General features: G+C 72.1%; 15 protein-coding genes. 4 read left to right on the top strand and 11 right to left on the bottom strand.

Translation table 11 applies throughout. From position 1 onward, the window contains the following. Positions 1 to 132: 132 nt before the first annotated feature. Both MTP10_RS19715 and valS read right to left on the bottom strand, forming a co-directional pair. Positions 133 to 1,368, bottom strand: coding sequence for an AI-2E family transporter (locus MTP10_RS19715; protein ID WP_310710943.1), 1,236 nt, complete (start codon positions 1,366 to 1,368; stop codon positions 133 to 135). 80 nt (positions 1,369 to 1,448) lie between these two features. Further along, positions 1,449 to 3,968, bottom strand: a complete 2,520-nt coding sequence (valS, locus tag MTP10_RS19710; RefSeq protein WP_310710942.1) for a valine--tRNA ligase — start codon at positions 3,966 to 3,968, stop codon at positions 1,449 to 1,451. A 79-nt stretch (positions 3,969 to 4,047) separates the two neighbouring features. On the opposite strand from valS, the gene MTP10_RS19705 reads away from it, so the two are divergent. Further along, positions 4,048 to 4,332, top strand: coding sequence for a DUF4235 domain-containing protein (locus MTP10_RS19705; protein ID WP_310710941.1), 285 nt, complete (start codon positions 4,048 to 4,050; stop codon positions 4,330 to 4,332). Here MTP10_RS19705 and MTP10_RS19700 read toward each other — a convergent pair. Further along, positions 4,265 to 5,698: a trehalose-6-phosphate synthase gene (locus MTP10_RS19700; RefSeq protein WP_310710940.1), complete on the bottom strand. Its 1,434-nt coding sequence runs from the start codon at positions 5,696 to 5,698 to the stop codon at positions 4,265 to 4,267. The two genes, MTP10_RS19705 and MTP10_RS19700, sit on opposite strands and share 68 nt — an antisense overlap. Positions 5,699 to 5,926: 228 nt before the next feature. After that, positions 5,927 to 7,579, bottom strand: a complete 1,653-nt coding sequence (gene paaN / locus MTP10_RS19695; protein ID WP_310710939.1) for a phenylacetic acid degradation protein PaaN — start codon at positions 7,577 to 7,579, stop codon at positions 5,927 to 5,929. Between the two features lie 142 nt (positions 7,580 to 7,721). Here paaN and MTP10_RS19690 point away from each other — a divergent pair, with 142 nt between their 5' ends. After that, positions 7,722 to 8,318, top strand: a complete 597-nt coding sequence (locus tag MTP10_RS19690) for a TetR/AcrR family transcriptional regulator (RefSeq protein WP_310710938.1) — start codon at positions 7,722 to 7,724, stop codon at positions 8,316 to 8,318. Here the strand turns inward: MTP10_RS19690 and MTP10_RS19685 are convergent. From MTP10_RS19685 to MTP10_RS19670, 4 genes are all read right to left on the bottom strand, one after another. Then, complete coding sequence (locus tag MTP10_RS19685; RefSeq protein ID WP_310710937.1) at positions 8,315 to 9,187, bottom strand: hypothetical protein; 873 nt, start codon at positions 9,185 to 9,187, stop codon at positions 8,315 to 8,317. The genes MTP10_RS19690 and MTP10_RS19685 overlap by 4 nt on opposite strands. A gap of 88 nt (positions 9,188 to 9,275) precedes the next feature. Beyond that, entirely contained in the window at positions 9,276 to 9,575 is a 300-nt protein-coding gene (locus MTP10_RS19680) for a DUF4193 domain-containing protein (protein ID WP_020542847.1), read from the bottom strand. A 283-nt stretch (positions 9,576 to 9,858) separates the two neighbouring features. Then, positions 9,859 to 11,127 carry a sensor histidine kinase gene (locus MTP10_RS19675; protein WP_397201238.1) on the bottom strand — a complete coding sequence of 423 codons (1,269 nt, stop codon included), beginning with the start codon at positions 11,125 to 11,127 and terminating at the stop codon, positions 9,859 to 9,861. A gap of 121 nt (positions 11,128 to 11,248) precedes the next feature. Continuing rightward, entirely contained in the window at positions 11,249 to 11,902 is a 654-nt protein-coding gene (locus MTP10_RS19670; protein WP_310710935.1) for a response regulator transcription factor, read from the bottom strand. A gap of 229 nt (positions 11,903 to 12,131) precedes the next feature. Between MTP10_RS19670 and MTP10_RS19665 the strand changes: the two genes are divergently transcribed. After that, on the top strand, positions 12,132 to 12,296 hold the full coding sequence (locus tag MTP10_RS19665) for a hypothetical protein (RefSeq protein ID WP_310710934.1): 165 nt from the start codon (positions 12,132 to 12,134) through the stop codon (positions 12,294 to 12,296). Between the two features lie 125 nt (positions 12,297 to 12,421). Here the strand turns inward: MTP10_RS19665 and MTP10_RS19660 are convergent, their stop codons facing one another. Together MTP10_RS19660 and MTP10_RS19655 are read right to left on the bottom strand one after the other, a co-directional pair. Further along, complete coding sequence (locus tag MTP10_RS19660; RefSeq protein WP_310710933.1) at positions 12,422 to 13,210, bottom strand: inositol monophosphatase family protein; 789 nt, start codon at positions 13,208 to 13,210, stop codon at positions 12,422 to 12,424. Further along, on the bottom strand, positions 13,210 to 15,210 hold the full coding sequence (locus tag MTP10_RS19655) for an alpha/beta fold hydrolase (protein ID WP_310710932.1): 2,001 nt from the start codon (positions 15,208 to 15,210) through the stop codon (positions 13,210 to 13,212). The genes MTP10_RS19660 and MTP10_RS19655 overlap by 1 nt, the downstream gene beginning before the upstream one ends. Positions 15,211 to 15,309: 99 nt before the next feature. Between MTP10_RS19655 and MTP10_RS19650 the strand changes: the two genes are divergently transcribed. Continuing rightward, positions 15,310 to 16,272 carry a ferrochelatase gene (locus MTP10_RS19650; RefSeq protein WP_310710931.1) on the top strand — a complete coding sequence of 321 codons (963 nt, stop codon included), beginning with the start codon at positions 15,310 to 15,312 and terminating at the stop codon, positions 16,270 to 16,272. Here MTP10_RS19650 and MTP10_RS19645 read toward each other — a convergent pair. Then, complete coding sequence (locus MTP10_RS19645; protein ID WP_310710930.1) at positions 16,263 to 17,462, bottom strand: lytic transglycosylase domain-containing protein; 1,200 nt, start codon at positions 17,460 to 17,462, stop codon at positions 16,263 to 16,265. The genes MTP10_RS19650 and MTP10_RS19645 overlap by 10 nt on opposite strands. Positions 17,463 to 17,532: the final 70 nt, after the last annotated feature.

The following is a 17,532-nucleotide window of genomic DNA, read 5'->3' as shown; positions in this document are numbered from 1 at the left end:
CCGGGGCGCCGATGCGCCCCTCAGCCTCAAGGTACGCCCTCCGGAGAGTGATCCGGTCACACCCGGTGCCCGGGTGGAGTGTCGTGCGGGGCCATGAGGCCGGTGGAGCGGTACGGGTCACGAGTGACGAGATTACTCGCTGTCGGCCGGCCTTTCGCCGCCTGGCACTCCCGCCGCGGCGGGGGCGCCGCCGGGAAGCGCCCGCGCCGGCTCGGGACGCTCGCCGTCGCCGGTCGGCTCTCCCGCGCCACCGTCCTCGCCCGGCGGCTCTCCCCCGGCGTCGTCCTCGCCCGCGTGCTCTCCCGGTGGCAGGGCCGGTGGGTCGTGCCGCAGCTCGGGCAGCGCCCGGTAGATCACCGCCGCGACCGGGACGGCGACCGCCGCCCCGGCGATGCCGCCGAGGATGCCGCCCACGGCCAGGACGAGGATGATGGCCAGCGGGTGGAAGTTGAGGGCCCGGCCGACGATGAGCGGCTGGAGCACATGGTTCTCCAGCTGCTGCTCGACCACGAGGACGCCGACGAAGATCAGGGCGTAGACGGGGCCCTTGGCGCCCAGCGTGACGAGCGTGGCGACCGTGCCGGCGAAGAAGATGCCGACGATGGGGATGAAGCTGGCGAAGAAGATGAGCACGGCCAGCGGCGCCCACAGCGGCACGCCCATGCCGGCCAGCACGATGCCCATGATGAGGCCGTGGACGGCGGCGACGGCCACGGTGCCCTGCACGTAGTGCGAGAGCGTGGTCCACGCCGCGCGGCCCGCCCGGTCGACGCGCGGCGCCATCTCGCCGAAGGCGCGCAGGAACCACGACCAGATCCGGTCGCCGTCCTTCAGCAGGAAGAACGTGACGAACAGCAGCAGCACGATCGAGGCGAGCACCTCGAAGGCGACGGCGCCCGCGGTCAGCACCGTGCCGGTGATGGCGCTGCGCTGGGTGTTGACCATGTTCGCGATCTCGTCGACGTAGTCGGTGATCTGCGCCTGCTTGAGGTGCAGCGGGCCGGTGATGAGCCACTTCTGCACCTCGCGCGAGGTCGCCTGGACCTGCTGGACGAGATTGGGGAACTCCTCGGTGGCGCGGGCGCCGACCAGCCAGCCGGTGCCGGCGAGCACGGCCAGCGCGACCAGCATGGTGATCCAGGTGGCGTAGATGGGCCGCATCCCGGCCTCGCGCAGGCTCCTGGCCAGGGGGAACAGCAGCGCCGTCAGCAGGAGGGCGACCGCCACGGGCAGGGCGACGAAGCTGAGCCGCCCGACGCCCTGCGCGAAGAAGTAGACCACCACGCCGACGAGGATCAGGCACCCCGACCATGCGGCCATCTTGGCCAGCACGGGAGGCACGAGCTTGGTGGGGCGGTCTCTCAGCACATCCCCAGACTGGCACGTCCGGCGCCGGGATGCGCGCCCTTGAACGATCGGGCGTCCCCGGCGCCGGGGCACCAGGGACGTCAGGGGGTCTCGGTGAGGGCGACCTCCACCGCGAACTCGGGCCCGTCCCGCAGGACGAACTCCTCGACGTTGCCCGCCCCGCACAGGTCGTCCTGCGCGAGCCGGACGAGCCCGGCCTCGGGTCCGGACACCGTGAGGCGGGACACCTCGGCGCGCATGGACAGCTTGGCCTCCGACTTGGCCTTGCGCACGCGCCGGAGCACCTCGGAGGCCACGGTCAGCACGGCCGGGTCGCCGGTCCCGCGCTCGACGGCCGGCCAGGCGGAGCGGTGGACGGAGCCGGGCCGCCACCACGACCACACCTCCTCGGTGACGAACGGCAGGAAGGGCGCGAACAGCCGCAGCAGCGCGTCGAGCGCGAGCCGCAGGGCCGCGTGGGCGGAGGCGGCGGCCGCGCCGGACTCGTAGGCGCGGGCCTTGACCAGCTCCAGGTAGTCGTCGCAGAACGACCAGAAGAACCGCTCGGCCGCCTCCAGGGCTCTGGTGTAGTCGTAGTCCTCGAACGCCCGGGTGGCCTCGTCCACCACGTCGGCCAGCCCGGCCAGCATGGACAGGTCGAGCGGCTCGGTCACCTCGACGTCGGCCTCGGGGAAGCCGAGCACGAACTTCGAGGCGTTGAGGATCTTGATGGCGAGCCGCCGCCCGACCTTGATCTGCCCGGTGTCGAACGCGGTGTCGGTGCCGGGCCGCCCGCTGGCCGCCCAGTAGCGGACCGCGTCGGAGCCGTACTCCTCCAGCAGCCCGAGCGGCGTCGTGACGTTGCCCTTGGACTTGGACATCTTCTTGCGGTCGGGGTCGAGGATCCACCCGGAGATGGACACGTCGCTCCACGGCAGCGTGCCGAACTCCTGGTGGGCCCGGACCACGGTGGAGAACAGCCAGGTGCGGATGATCTCGTGGGCCTGCGGGCGCAGGTCCATGGGGAAGACCCGCGCGAACAGGTCAGGGTCGCGCTCCCACCCGCCCGCGATCTCCGGCGTGAGGGAGGAGGTGGCCCAGGTGTCCATGACGTCCGGGTCGCCGACGAACCCGCCGGGCTTGCCCCGCTGGTCCTCGGTGTAACCCTCGGGGACCTGCGACGACGGGTCCACCGGCAGCAGGTCCTCGGGCGGCAGCAGCGGCCGGGTGTGGTCGGGCTCGCCGGCGTCGTCCAGCGGGTACCAGACGGGGAACGGCACGCCGAAGAAGCGCTGCCGGGAGATCAGCCAGTCGCCGGCCAGGCCCTGCACCCAGTTGTCGTAGCGGACCCGCATGTGCGGCGGGTGCCAGCTCAGCTCCGAGCCCCGGCCGAGCAGCCGCTCGCGCAGCTCGGCGTCGCGCCCGCCGTTGCGGATGTACCACTGGCGGGTGGTGACGATCTCCAGGGGCCGGTCCCCCTTCTCGTAGAACTTGACCGTGCGCTGGACCGGCCGCGGCTCGCCGTCGAGGTCGCCGGACTCGCGCAGCAGCTCCACGATGCGCTCGCGGGCGCTGTGGACCGTCTTTCCGGCCAGCTGCTCGTACGGCTCGCGCTCGGCGCCCTCCGGGGGCTCGGGCAGCAGCCGCCCGTCGCGGCCGATGACGGGCCGGGTGGGCAGCCCGAGCTCGCGCCACCAGGTGACGTCGGTCAGGTCGCCGAACGTGCAGATCATCGCGATGCCGGAGCCCTTGTCGGGCTCGGCGAGGTGGTGGGCGAGGACCGGCACCTCGACGCCGAACAGCGGCGACAGCGCCGACGTGCCGAACAGCGGCTGGTAGCGCTCGTCGTCGGGGTGGGCGACCAGCGCCACGCAGGCGGGGATCAGCTCGGGCCGGGTGGTCTCGATCCAGATGGGCCCCTTCTCGCCGTAGAAGGAGATCCGGTGGAACGCGCCCGGCCACTCGCGGTCCTCCAGCTCGGCCTGGGCGACGGCGGTGCGGAAGGTGACGTCCCACAGCGTCGGCGCCTCGGCCATGTACGCCTCGCCGCGGGCGAGGTTGCGCAGGAACGCCCGCTGGGAGGCGGCCCGCGCGGCGCCGTCGATGGTGGCGTACGTCATCGACCAGTCGACCGACAGCCCGAGGCGGCGCCACAGGTCCTCGAACGCCTTCTCGTCCTCGGTGGTCAGCCGCTCGCACAGCTCGATGAAGTTGCCCCGCGAGATCGGCACCTGCCGCTTGGGGTCGGGCTTGGCGGGAGGTGTGAAGTCGCGGTCGTAGGGCACCGAGGGGTCACAGCGGACGCCGAAGTGGTTCTGCACGCGGCGCTCGGTGGGCAGGCCGTTGTCGTCCCAGCCCATGGGGTAGAACACCTCACGCCCGCGCATCCGCTGGAAGCGGGCGATGGTGTCGGTGTGGGTGTAGGAGAAGACGTGACCCACGTGCAGCGAGCCGGAGACGGTCGGAGGGGGCGTGTCGATCGAGTAGATCTGCTCACGCGTCTTCGACCGGTCGAAGCGGTAGGTGCCCTCCTGCTCCCAGCGGGCTACCCATACCTGCTCCAAGCCGTCGAGAGACGGTTTTTCCGGCATGGCGGCATGGCGTAGTCGCTGTTGAGTCATGCCTCCATATGGTACGGCTTCGCGGGTCACGCCAGCGTTGCAGACTAGGGTTCGTTACAGAGGGGAAGGAGACGTCCGTATGGCAGATGAGAGGCCGGACCTGGCCTGGCGGGTCATCGGCGGGCTGATGGGACTGGCGACCGCGTGGGTGGCGCGCAAGGCCCTCGGGTTCGTCTGGGTGAAGGCGACGGGCAAGGAGCCGCCTGTCGATCCCGACTCCCCCGAGGTCGGCATGGGCGAGGCCATCGGCTACGCGGTGCTCATGGGCGTCGGCATGTCGGTGGCGCAGATCGTGGTCAATCGGACTGCCAAGAAGCGCTATGAGGCGTGGCGGTCGGTGAAGCAGGTGACTCGAGTGCCGTGAGGAACTCGCTCGCCCAGCGGTCCACGTCGTAGGTGGCGACCCGGCGGCGCATCGTGCGCATCCGCCGGGACAGCTCGTGCGGCGTGGCCCGCATGGCGGCGATCATCTGCCGCTTGACGTCCTCTATGTCGTACGGGTTGACCAGGTACGCCTGGCGCAGCTCGTCCGCGGCCCCGGTGAACTCGCTGAGCACGAGCGCGCCGTGCAGGTCCTGGTGGCAGGAGACGTACTCCTTGGCGACGAGGTTCATGCCGTCGCGCAGGGGCGTGACGACCATGACGTCGGCGGCCAGGTAGAGCGCGGCCAGCTCCTCGCGGCCGTACGACTGGTGGAAGTACTGGATGGGCTGCAGGCCGAGCATCGCGTGCTCGCCGTTGATCCGGCCCACCTGGAGCTCGATGTCGTCGCGCAGCCGCTTGTACTCCTCGACCCGCTCCCGGCTGGGCGTGGCGATCTGCACGAACACCGCCTCGTTGGGGGCGAGCGTCCCCTCCTTGAGCAGCTCGCCGAACGCCTCCAGGCGCTGGCCGATGCCCTTGGTGTAGTCGAGGCGGTCCACGCCGAGCAGCATGTGCTCGGGGTCGCCGAGCTCGGCCCGGATCTCCTTGGCGCGCTGGATGATGTGCGGCTCGCGCACCAGCGAGTCGAGCTCGCCGAAGTCGACGGAGATCGGGAACGCCTGCGTGGTGACGGTCCGGTCCTCCACGAAGATCTCGTTCCCCTTGTACGGCAGGCCGAGCAGGCGGCGGCAGAGCCGGCGGAAGTTGGCGGCGCCGCCGGGCAGCTGGAAGCCGACGAGGTCGGCCCCGAGCAGACCCTCGACGAGCTCCTTGCGCCAGGGCAGCCGCCAGAACAGCTCGACCGGCGGGAACGGGATGTGCAGGAAGAAGCCGATCCGCAGGTCGGGCCGGAGCTTGCGGAGCATGGCGGGCACGAGCTGGAGCTGGTAGTCCTGCACCCAGACGACGGCGCCCTCGTCGGCGGCCTCGGCCGCGGCGACGGCGAAGCGCTCGTTGACGGCGCGGTAGGCCTCCCACGTCTCCCGGTCGAAGACCGGCGGCGCGACCACGTCGTGGTAGAGCGGCCACAGCGTGGCGTTGGAGAAGCCCTCGTAGTACAGCTCGACCTCGCGGGCCGACAGCGGCACCGGGATGAGGCTCATGCCGCCCTGTTCCAGGGGCTCCAGTTTCTCGTCGGGGGCGCCGTGCCACCCGAGCCAGGCGCCGTGACGGCGCTGCATCACCGGCGCGATGGCGGTCACGAGCCCGCCGGGGCTCCTGCGCCACGAGGCCGTTCCGTCGGGCTCGACCGTGCGATCCACCGGCAACCGGTTGGCGACGATCAGGAACGAGCTACGGCCACTCACCCAAGTCCTCCTAGGCTCACCTGTGCGGGAGCCGCGACACACGGCTTCCGGCGCCCGCCGCCGAGCCTCGCCGCCGCATCACCGCCCTCGCGCCGGGAGCGTGCGTCGCCGCGAGCTCGCGTACGGAACGGCGCCCTTAGACCCTGCCCAGGACCTGCGAAAACAAACGTGAATGCCGCATATCACACACAACGGACGTTTCCCATATATACGGGCAACGGGCGGCGTTCACCCCTCGGCCGGGCGGCGGGACTGGACCATGTGGAAGCGGCCGGCGACGAAGGACGGGTCCGTGAGCGAGGCCGTGGCCGCCGGGTTGGCCCCCGTACCGTGGTAGTCGCTGAAGGCCGCCGACTGGTTGACGAACACTCCGCCCTCCAGGTTGCACGACAGGTTGACCCCCGCCTCCAGGGCCGCCCGCTCGGCCTGCGCCAGCACCTCGGGCGACGTCGAGTACACCGCCGCCGTGAGCGCGCCCCGCGCGGCGGTCACCCGGCGCAGCAGGCCCAGGCTCTCCTCCGTCGAGGCCGTGGGCACGACGAACGCGATCGGCCCGAAGTGCTCACGCCCGTACACGTCCTCACGGCCGGCGTCCACGCGGACGATCACGGGCGTGCGCACGACCGCGTCGGGGAAGGCGGGGTGCTTGAGCGCCCGGGACTCCAGCACCACCTCGCCCAGCGACGGCGCGGCCTCCAGACGGGCCAGCACGTCCGGGTTGACGATCGCGCCGGTGAGCTCCACCGCGCGCGCCTCGTCGCCCAGCAGCCGCCCGACGGCCCCGGCGAGTCCCGCCGCCACCTCCTCGAAGCTCTTGTGCCCCTCGTCGGTCTCGATGCCGCCGGCGGGGATGAGGATGTTCTGCGGGGTGGTGCACATCTGCCCGCTGTAGAGCGACAGCGAGAACGCCAGGTTGCCGAGCATGCCGCGGAAGGAGCCGGCCGAGTCGACGACGACCGTGTTGACCCCGGCCTTCTCGGTGTGGACGAGCGCCTGGCGGGCGTTGGCCTCCAGCCACTGGCCGAACTCGGTGGACCCGGTGAAGTCCACGATCCGCACGCCGGGATGGGTGGCGAGGGTCACGGCCAGGCCCCGGCCCTCCTCCACGGCCAGCGACACCAGCGCCGGGTCGAAGCCGGCCTCGGCGAGGACCTCGCGGGCGATGCCCACGGTGATCGCCAGGGGCAGGATCGCCCGCGGGTGCGGCTTGACGATCACCGGGTTGCCGGTGACCAGCGACGCGAACAGCCCCGGGTAGGCGTTCCAGGTCGGGAAGGTGTTGCAGCCGATCACCACCGCGACGCCGCGCGGCACGGCCGTGAAGGTCTTGGTCATGACCAGCGGGTCGCCCTTGGCCGGCTTCTCCCAGCGGGCCGAGGCGGCCGAGACGGTCATGGCGGCGTGGCCGTACGCGATGGCCTCCAGCGCGCGGTCCTGCGCGTGCGGCCCGCCGGCCTGGAAGGCCATCACGAACGCCTGCCCGGTGGTGTGCTGCACCGCGTGCGCGAGCTCGAACGAGCGCTGGTTGATCCGGTGGACGATCTCCACGCAGGCGAGCGCGCGGGCGTCGGGCCCGGCGTCGCGCCAGGCCGGCATAGCGGCCTTGGCCGCCTCGACGAGCAGCCCGGCGTCCGGCTCGGGGTAGGTGACGCCGAGGTCGAGCCCGTACGGCGAGCGCTCCGCGCCGACCCACCCGCCGGTGCCCGGCTGGTCCAGCTCGAACGGCTTGCCCAGGTGGGCCTCGAACGCGGCCTTGCCCCGCTCGGCCGCCCCCTCGCCGTAGACCCGCGGTGACGGGGACTCGGGGTAGGCGCTCCAGTAGCCCCGGCCGGCGATGGCCGCGAGGGCCCGGTCGAGAGTCTCGCGATGCTGGTCGAACATGCTTTTCCGACCTCTCTTGCCGCAGTTCGGGCAGACGCTGACGTGTTTACCGAACATTCGGTCAGTTGACAAGCGAGACATCCGGGCGGGGGCAGAAGCGGGTGGTCCGCAACCGAGATACGCGACTGGGGATAATGGCGCCATGGCCGTACAACCTCGCCAGGGCAGGCGGGGGCACGATCCCGAGTCCGTCCTGGCGATCGCCGTGGACGTCTTCAACGAGCGCGGCTACGACGGCACCAGCATGGAGGACCTGGCCAGGGCGCTGGGGGTCACGAAGTCGGCCATCTACCACCACGTGGCGGGCAAGGAGCAGCTGCTCGCGCTGGCGCTCGACCGGGCGCTGGACGGCCTGTCGGAGCTGGTCGCCGACGAGCGGGCCGGCTCCGGGCCGGCGATCGAGCGCCTGGAGTGGGTGGTGCGGGAGAGTGTCCGCATCCTGGTGGACCGCCTGCCGTACGTGACGCTGCTGCTGCGCGTGCGGGGCAACAGCGCGACCGAGCGGCGGGCGCTGGAGCGGCGGCGCGCCTTCGACGCCTTCGTCAGCCACCTGGTGAAGGAGGCGGCGGCCGAGGGCGCGATCCGGCCCGACCTGGACCCGGCGCTGGTGACGCGGCTGCTGTTCGGGGCGGTCAACTCGATCACCGAGTGGTACCGCCCCGCGCGCGGCTCCGCGGACGACCTGGCGGACACGCTGGTGCGGATGACCTTCGACGGCCTGCGCGGTCCGGACGCCTAGCGGCCGATCCCGCGCTGGGGCGGCGGAGGGGGCAGCTTGCCGCGCAGGTCGTCGCGGATGGCCTGGCCGAGCTTCTTGGTGGCCATGCGGTTGAGCGTGCCCCCGGCCACGGCGCCGGTGAGGAACGGGCCGAGTGTGGTCAGGTGGCGGCCGAGCGTGCGCATGAGGCGGTTGCGCAGAGCCGTCTTGGTGGCCGCGCCGAGCGCGAGGGTGACGGACGCGGGGGCGAGGGGGTCGATCCCGCGCTGCCTGGCCCAGGCGGCGGTGAACGCGGCGGCGCGCTGCGGGCCGGTGCCCTGGACGCGCACGCCGTAGACCTCGTGCAGCTCGGCGAGGAGCTTGACCTCGATGGCGGCCACCACGATGGTCTCGGCCACGAGCTGGGCCGGGGCCGACAGAAGGAGGGGCGGCGCGGCGAACTCGGCCGCGGCGAGCGCTCCGCCGATGGCGCCGACCGTCATGGTGGCCTTCTGGGCGGTGCGGATGAGGTCGTCGGCGAGCTGCTCGCCGGTCAGGCCATGGTGGTGCTCGGAGAGAGTGTGGAGGTCGCGGATGGGGATGCGGGGCGCGATGCTGAGGAAGATGTCGGCCAGCCAGCGGCCCCGCCCGGTGCCCTCGGCGCGCGCCTTCCACTGGCCGGAGCTCAGGCTGCGGGCTAGACGGCCGAGCAGCCTGCGCCGCTCGGCCGGCTCCAGCTGGCCGGGCTCGGTGAGCTTGCCGACGAGCTCGCCGACCTCCGATTCGGTGCCGGCGAGCTCGTCGTCCGGCCGCGGGTCCCGGTCCTGCCGGTCCCCGTCCTGCCGGTGTCGGTCGTCCTTGTGGTCGTGCGGCTCGTCGCTGTCTCGCTGATGCCTGTCCGGTCGGGCCACGCGGAAGCCTCCGTCCTCTGGTCGCGACAGCTCGTTGCCCAGGCGGCGTCGTTCCATGCCGCCGCGGGCGAGCTGTCTCGCTCCGTGGTCAGGCCGCGCACTCCCGGCAGACCTGCTGGCCGTTCTTCTCGGAGGCCAGCTGGCTGCGGTGGTGCACGAGGAAACACCGCGAGCAGGTGAACTCGTCGGCCTGGCGCGGGATCACCCGCAGGCTGAGTTCTTCGTTGGACAGATCCGCGCCGGGCAGCTCTAGCGATTCGGCGAGATCGGTCTCGTCGATGTCGATGCTGCCGGACGACTTGTCGGTGCGCCTGGCCTGCAGCTCCTGCAGGCTGTCCTCACCGAGGTCGTCGTCTGTCTTGCGCGGGCTGTCGTAGTCGGTAGCCATGGTGCTACTCCATCCCCCTCATCCATATGTCTTCGCGCTCGTCGCGCGTCTTCTAACGTCTGGCAGGTGTGTCTTGTGCCCGCTCCGGTGGGGAGATTGTGCATCGGTACCCCGGTTGAACGAACACTGAACCTCCCAACACGTCAGGGCCTTCTGCCATCGGCAATGGTTAGCCAAATATGGCCAAACCCACAGCCTGGCGTCCCGCACCACCGTGTTCGACGGCACATCCAACCACATGTGCGGCAAGAACGAGACGCCCCCACCCGACCAACACGCCGGATCAGCGACTCGGAAGCCGGATGGTCACCACAAGTCCTCCGCCCTCTCGTGGCACGGCGGTCACGTTGCCGCCGTGAGCCTGCACCACGGCGCGCACGATGGACAGTCCGAGGCCGGCCCCCTTGGCCGAGTCCACGCGGTCCGCGTGGAGCCTTCTGAACGGCTCGAAAAGGCTGTTGACCTCGTACGCCGGGACGTGCTGTCCCGTGTTGGCCACCTGAACAACCAAGGCCCCGTCCACCATTCCCGTCCGAATCCAGACTTTTCCGTTCTCGGGGGCGTTGTACTTGACGGCGTTCTCCAGCAGGTTGCTCACGGAGCGTTCCAGGAGCACCGGGTCGCCCACGGTCGGCGCGCTCACCAGCTCGGTCGTGATCGTGACCCCGTGCTCCTCGGCGAACGGCGTCACCTGCTCGACGGCGGACGTGGCCACGTCCTTGACGTCCAGCGGCTTGCGCACCGCCAGCTCCCGCTCGCTGCGCGCCAGCAGCAGCAGGCCCTCGATGAGCTTCTCGTTGCGGGCGTTGACCTCCAGGAGGGTACGGCCCAGCGCCTTGAGGTCCTCCGACGCCTCCGGATCGGACAGGGCGATCTCCAGCACCGTCCGGTTGATGGTCAGCGGGGTGCGCAGCTCGTGGGAGGCGTTGGCCACGAACCGGCGCTGGGTGTCGAAGGCGACGTTGAGCCGCGTGAGCATGGCGTCGAAGGTGTCGGCCAGCTCCTTCAGCTCGTCGTCGGGGCCCCGCAGGTCGATGCGCTGGTGGGCGAGGTTGCTCTCCGACAGCTTGCGGGCCGTGGTCGTCATCTGGGTCACCGGGCGCAGCGCCCGGTCGGCGACGAAGTAGCCGAGGATGAGGGCCAGGATGCCCACGCCCACCAGAGCGAGCACGGAGCTGCTCAGCAGGACGTCGCGCGCCGTCTGCACGGCCTGCTGCTGCGCGATGCCCCACCGGCGCTGCGTGATGGCGGCGTCGATCGGATCGACGCCGCTCAGGTCCAGCGGCAGCCACGCCTCGTCGATGGCCCGCCCGACGATCGCGTAGATGGAGAACAGCAGCACGCCGGCCGCCACCAGGAACAGCGCGCTGTAGGTGAGGGTGAGCCGCCAGCGGATGCTGACCCTGCCGGGCAGCTCCCTCACCAGCTCGCGCGCCGACCGCTGGACGGGCGCGTAGCTGGGCGGCGGCGGGCCGTCCCAGACCGGCGGGCCGCTCGGCGGCGGCGCCTCGTTCGGCCGGGTGGCCTTGCGCTCCGAATGCGGGCTGATCATGGGGTGCGTGGGCACCGGATTCTCGCGCCGCTCCTGCCTCTCGGTCACACAGCCCCCTCCGCCGGGCCCCTCGCCCGCCCCTTCACCGGCCCTGTGACGACACCGCCCGGGAGGGCACGGCTCACAGCTTGTACCCCACCCCGGGCACGGTCTCGATCACCTGCGGGTCGCCCAGCTTCTTGCGCAGCGTCATCATGGTGACCCGCACCACGTTGGTGAACGGGTCGATGTTCTCGTCCCATGCCTTGTCCAGCAGGTCCTCCTGGCTGACGACGGCGCCCTCGGCGCGCATCAGCTCCTCCAGGACCGCGAACTCCTTCTTGGTGAGCATGATCTCCCGGCCGTCGCGCTCGACCAGCCGCTTGCCCGGGTCGAGGCGGACACCGGCCCGCTCCAGCACCGGCGGCAGCGCCGGGGCCGAGCGGCGGCCGAGCGCCCGCACCCGGGCGACCAGCTCGATGAACACGAACGGCTTGGCGAGGTAGTCGTCGGCCCCCAGGCCCAGCCCCTCCACCTTGTCGTCCACGTCGCCCGAGGCGGTGAGCATGAGAATCCGCGAGGCCGAGCGCTGCTCCACCAGGCGGCGACACACCTCGTCACCGTGGACGACCGGCAGGTCGCGGTCCAGGACGATCACGTCGTAGTCGATGTAGGAGGTGCGTTCCAGCGCGCCGCCGCCGTCGTAGGCGACGTCGACCGCCATGGCCTCGCGCCGCAGGCCGGTCGCGATCGCGTCGGCGAGCACCCGCTCGTCCTCAACCACCAGCACTCGCACGCCCGTGCACCCCTCTCCCATTCTCGGCACTCATTCTGCACACGCCTTCGATAAGCGCACGGTAAGGCATGCGCCGACAACCTGCCGCAACGCATCCGAGAATTCATGTTTCGGACAGCGAGGGCCCTGGGTATGCCAGCGGGACATCCATCGACGTGCCATGAGGGCACGGCCTCGTATGGGTGCCGCTTCTCCCTGGGAAGCTCGAACCCCGCAGAAAGTAGGTGAGATGGGCGAGTTCACCACGACGATCGAACGCCGCCTCGACCAGGCTTACCAGGGCCTCCAGCAGGCCCGTAGCGCCGGCGACGACTACCTCGCCGACACCCTCACCGCCGAGATCGAGGACCTGCGCCGGCTGGCGGACGATCACGGCATTCCCTTGCCCTGCTGATCAGGCGCGAAACACACCCGCTGATCACGCGTAGGAACGGCCGGGCCCCTCCTGAAGGGGGCCCGGCCGTTTCACGTGTCCACGAGGCCGGCCGTTCCACGTCTGCGCGGGCCGGCCGGGAGCGGTCAGGCGTCGCGTTCGGGGTCGAGCGGCGCGAGCAGGTCGTGCAGCTCCTCGAACAGCCCCGGCGCCGCGCACAGCAGCAGCTCGGAAGAGGCAGGCTTGCCGTTCAGGCCCGCCACCCGCGCCCCCGCCTCCGCGGCGATCAGCCCGGCCGCCGCGTAGTCCCAGCGGTTGACGCCCCGCTCGTAGTAGCCGTCCACGCGGCCCGCCGCCACCGAGCAGAGGTCCGCCGCGCACGAGCCGCCGCGCCTGATGTCGCGCACCCGGGGCAGCACCTCGGCCAGCACCCTCCCCTGGACGGCTCGCCGCCGGGCGTCGTAGCCGAACCCGGTGGAGACCAGCGCCTGCGCCAGCGGCACCCCGGTGTTGCAGCGCAGCCGCTCGGCGCCCAGCCAGGCGCCCTCGCCGAGCGCCGCGATGAACACCTCGCCGCGCGGCACCACGTTGACGACGCCGGCGACGACCTGGCCGTCCACCTCGACCGCGATCGACACCGCCCACTCCGGCAGGCCGTACAGGAAGTTGACGGTGCCGTCGATGGGATCGACGATCCAGCGCACGCCGGAGTCGCCGCCCGCCTCGCCGCCCTCCTCGCCCAGGACGCGGTCGCCCGGCCTGGCCTCCTGGATGCGGGCGCGGATCAGCCGCTCCGACGCCGTGTCGAGCGTGGTGACCACGTCGGTGGGGCTGGACTTCGTCTCGACGACCTCGGACATCGTCGGCCGCTTGGCGAGCAGCATGTCGCCCGCCTCGCGCGCGATCTCCTCGGCCAGCCGCGCGAACTCGTTCATCACGCCACCGACTCCGGCCGCTTCCACTCCTCGCCCAGCACGTGCTGGGCCAGGAACGCCAGGACGGTCTCGTACCAGGCGACGGCGTTGCCGGGCTTGAGGATCCAGTGGTTCTCGTCGGGGAAGTAGAGGAACTTCGCCTCGACCTCGGTGCGCTGGAGGTCCCACCACAGGCGCAGCGCCTCGCCGATCGGCACCCGGTAGTCCTTGTCGCCGTGGATGACGAGCATCGGGGTGCGGATCTCGCCCAGCGACAGGTGCGGCGACAGCTTGGCGTAGCGCTCGGAGCCGGCCGGGCCGAACTCACGCTGCCAGTACATGGCGGCGTCGGTCGTGCCGACGAACTGTTCGAGGTTCCACAGGGAGGCGTGGGTGACGATCGCCTTGTAGCGGTCGCTGTGGCCGGCGATCCAGTTGGCCATGTAGCCGCCGTAGGAGCCGCCCATCGCGGCGGTCCGCCCGGCGTCGATGTCGTCCCTGGCCACGGCGGCGTCCACGATCACGTCGAGATCGGCCATCGTGCGCGGCCCCCAGTCGCCCCAGCCGCGGTCGATCATGGCCTGGCCGTAGCCGGTGGACATGCACGGGTCGGGCATGAGGACCGCGTAGCCGTGCGCCGCCATGATCCACGACTGCCAGCGCCACTGCCAGTCGTTCCAGGACCCGAGCGGGCCGCCGTGGATGAACACCACCAGCGGCGCGGGGTCGTCGGCGGAGGCGTCCTCCGGCAGGACGAGCCAGCCGCGGATCGGCACGCCGTCGTCGGCGGTGGCGGAGATCTCGGTGAGCGTGCCGGGCAGCTCGGGGCGGGGCGCGGGCGAGGGCAGGGCGGCGATCTCGGCCGCCGCGCCGCCCTGCGCCGTGTCGATGCGCGCCGGGCCGGGCACGATGCCGACGCCGCTGCGCAGCGCGTACAGGAACCGGCCGTCGGCCGGGGCGTTGAGCCCGAGGTAGGAGGCGTCGTCCTCGGTGACCCGGACGGGCTCCGCGGGGTCCTCGCCCGCCGCGACGCGGAAGACGGGGCGGCGGCCCTGGTGGTCGGCCGCGACGTAGACGGCCGAGGAGTCGGGCGCCCACTCCACGTCCATGTGGAACAGCAGATCGGGCGCGTACACGCGGCCCTCGCCGGTGGCCAGGTCGCCGATCCACAGCTCGGAGCGGGCCGGCACGTCGAGCGCGGTGAGCCGCTCACGGGAGCAGGCGACGCGGGCGCCGTCGGGCGAGACCGCGATCGGGCCGCCGAAGTCGTGGGCGTCGTCGCCGAACAGCACGCGCCGCTCGCCGGTGGCCACGTCGATCGCGACCAGCTCGGTACGCACCTCGCCGCGCGGCAGCGGAACCCGCCAGGTCGTCACCAGCGTCGCGCCGTCGGGCGTCAGGTCGAACGTGGCGTCGCGCAGCGCCTCGCCCGGGTCGGGCGTCAGGTCGCGCACGTCCTCCAGGCGGTCATCGCCGAGGCGGGCGGCGAACAGCCGGGTGCGGCCGGGGCCCAGGTCGTGGTCCCAGTAGCGCACCGGGTAGCCCTCGTGCAGGATCGCGCTGATGCCGGCGTCCTTGCGCGCCTTGCGGCGCTCCTCCTCGGCCGCCTCCTCGCCGCCGAGCACGTCGGAGGCGAACACCACGACGTCGCCCGCCGTGCGGAAGGACGAGATGCCGCCGGGCCGCGCGGCCACCTGCCGCGCCTCGCCGCCCGCGCGCGGCAGCAGCCACAGCGCCGGCACCTCCTCTCCGGCGTCCTTGGCCGTGGTGTCCGGGCGGGCGGAGGTGAACAGCACGTCCCCCGCGCGGGTGAACGCGGCCGCGCTCTCGCCCTTGGACGACCGCGTCAGGCGGTACGGCTCACCGTCGACGGGGACCGCCCAGAGCGCCGTGCCGTACGACTTGCCGTCGGGGTTGAGCGACTGCACGACGGACACGAGCCGGGATCCGTCCGGCGCGAGCTTCAGCGAGAGAACCCGAGGGATGGCCACGTAATCACGTATGTCGTTGAATGCGCTCACCCGATCGAACCTACCTGTTCATGGCCGCACCACGTGCGGCGGCTCGGTCGCTCACATCCCTCGCGGGGGACCGCGCGCACTCCGGCATAGGGTTGGCACGTGGGGAACTACGACGCGCTTCTGGTCCTGTCCTTCGGCGGCCCCGAGGGTCCCGACGACGTCATGCCGTTCCTGGAGAACGTCGTGCGGGGCCGCGGCGTGCCGCGCGAGCGGCTGCTGGCGGTGGCCGAGCACTACCTGGGCTTCGGCGGGGTCAGCCCGATCAACCAGCAGAACCGCGACCTGGTCGAGGCGCTGCGCCCGGTGGCGGGCGTGCCGGTGTACTGGGGCAACCGCAACTGGCACCCGTTCGGCGAGGACACGGTGCGGCGGATGAAGGAGGACGGCGTCCGCAGGGCCGCGGTGTTCGCCACCTCGGCGTTCGCCGGCTACTCCAGCTGCCGCCAGTACTACGAGGACATCGAGCGCATCTCCCTCGAAGACGGCCCCGAGCTGGTCAAGATGCGGCACTACGGCGACCATCCCGGTTTCGTCGAGGCGATGGCCGACCACACCCGGCAGGCCCTCGACCGGCTGGGCCGCGACGACGCCCGCCTGGTGTTCACGGCGCACAGCGTCCCGCTGAGCATGGCCCGCACCGCCGGCCCCGAGGGCGGCCTGTACGAGGCGCAGCTGCGCCGCTCCGCCGAGCTGGTCAACCGGGCGCTGGGCCGCACGCAGCCGTGGGACCTGGTGTGGCAGTCGCGCAGCGGCCCGCCGCAGGTGCCGTGGCTGGAGCCCGACGTGTGCGACCACCTGCGCAAGGTCGACGCCCCGGCGGTGGTGCTGGTGCCGATCGGGTTCGTCTCCGACCACATGGAGGTCGTCTACGACCTGGACACCGAGGCCCGGCAGGTGGCCGCCGAGCTGGGGCTGCCGATGGAGCGGGCGGCGACGGCCGGCACCCATCCCGCGTTCGTGCGGATGGTGCGCGAGCTGATGGACGAGCCGGAGCCCGTGCCGTGCCCGCTGACCTGCTGCCCCTCCCCGGTCCGGCCGGGACCGGCCCGGGCTCAGGTGTAGGCGCGGGCGTAGCCCTCGGCGACGCCCATGACCTTGTTCACGTAGTCCCAGGAGTGGTTGTAGAACCAGATCGCCTTGCGCAGCTTCTCGCCGCCCTTCCCGGCGCCGTTCGCGCACAGGTAGTTGGCGGCTCCGGGCACCGCGTCGTACGGACTCCAGATGTCGGCCTTGCCGTCGGCGTCGCCGTCCACGCCGTACACCTTCCAGGTGGCGGGCATGAACTGCATCGGGCCGAGCGCCCCGGCGCTGGACGGCCCGTTGTTGCGGCCGTGTGAGCTCTCGACCTGGCCGATGGCCGCCAGCACCGTCCAGGACAGGCCGGGGCAGCGGGTGGCCGACTGCTTGTACAGGTCCAGGTAGCTGGCGGGGCGGCCCCTTGCCGGAGCGGTGGGGGCGGCGGTCGCGGCCGTGGCCGGGGCCTGGGGCTTCTTCTTCTCCCGGGCCTTCTCGGGAACGAGCGACACGACCTGGGAGCCGGCGCCGAGCAGCCGGCGCACGCGGGCCTGGCTGATCGCGCCGCCCTTGCCGTGCAGCAGCACCGCGACGCCGCGCGCCATCCGCAGCTCCTGGCCGCGGCCGGCGCTCACCAGGCCGTCGACGCCGCGCAGGCCGAGCGCGGCCGACGCCGCGACGCGCAGCCGCGGGCCGCCGTCCACCTGGTACTCGGCGCCCAGCACGAGCCCCAGCCGGCGGGTCGCGGCGGCGTCGGCCACCAGCTCGCCGCGCGCCAGCGCGCCCCAGACGCCGGGGTGTTCGGCGACGGCCTTCGGCGTCCACGACCGGAAGGCGGCCGGCTCGACCGCCAGCAGGTTGAGCGAGGTGCCCGCCACCTGGACGGCGCCCGCGTCCACGACGACGACCTTCTGCACGTTCCTGACCTTGGCCAGGGCCAGGCGGGCGCTCTTCGGCACCTCGCCGCGGGCGATGGCGATCATGCTGGGCGGGGTGACGGTGACGCCCGGCCCGCCGGCCGCCGGCTCGGCGTCGTTCCTGGCCGGCGCGGTGGTGGGTACGAGCTGGTCGAGCCGTATCTGCTGACGCTCCCCGAGCTGGGCCCGCCGTACCGGCTGCCGGGCGGCGTCGTGCGGGTCGCCGCCCAGCAGGACGGCCACTCCCCCGCCGAGCGCCGTCATGACGGCCACGGCCGCCGCCACGAGGAGCACGGACCGTAAGGAGGGAAGACCGGACACGCGGGACACGTTAGCCGAATCGGCGAGAAAATCCGGTGCCGAACGGACATCGGCCATGACAAGGTGAACG

This window comes from Nonomuraea sp. 3-1Str, assembly GCF_031570565.1.
GTDB lineage: Bacteria > Actinomycetota > Actinomycetes > Streptosporangiales > Streptosporangiaceae > Nonomuraea.
The sequence above is the reverse complement of the archived record's forward strand: the minus strand, read 5'-3'. Positions and strand labels throughout refer to the sequence as shown.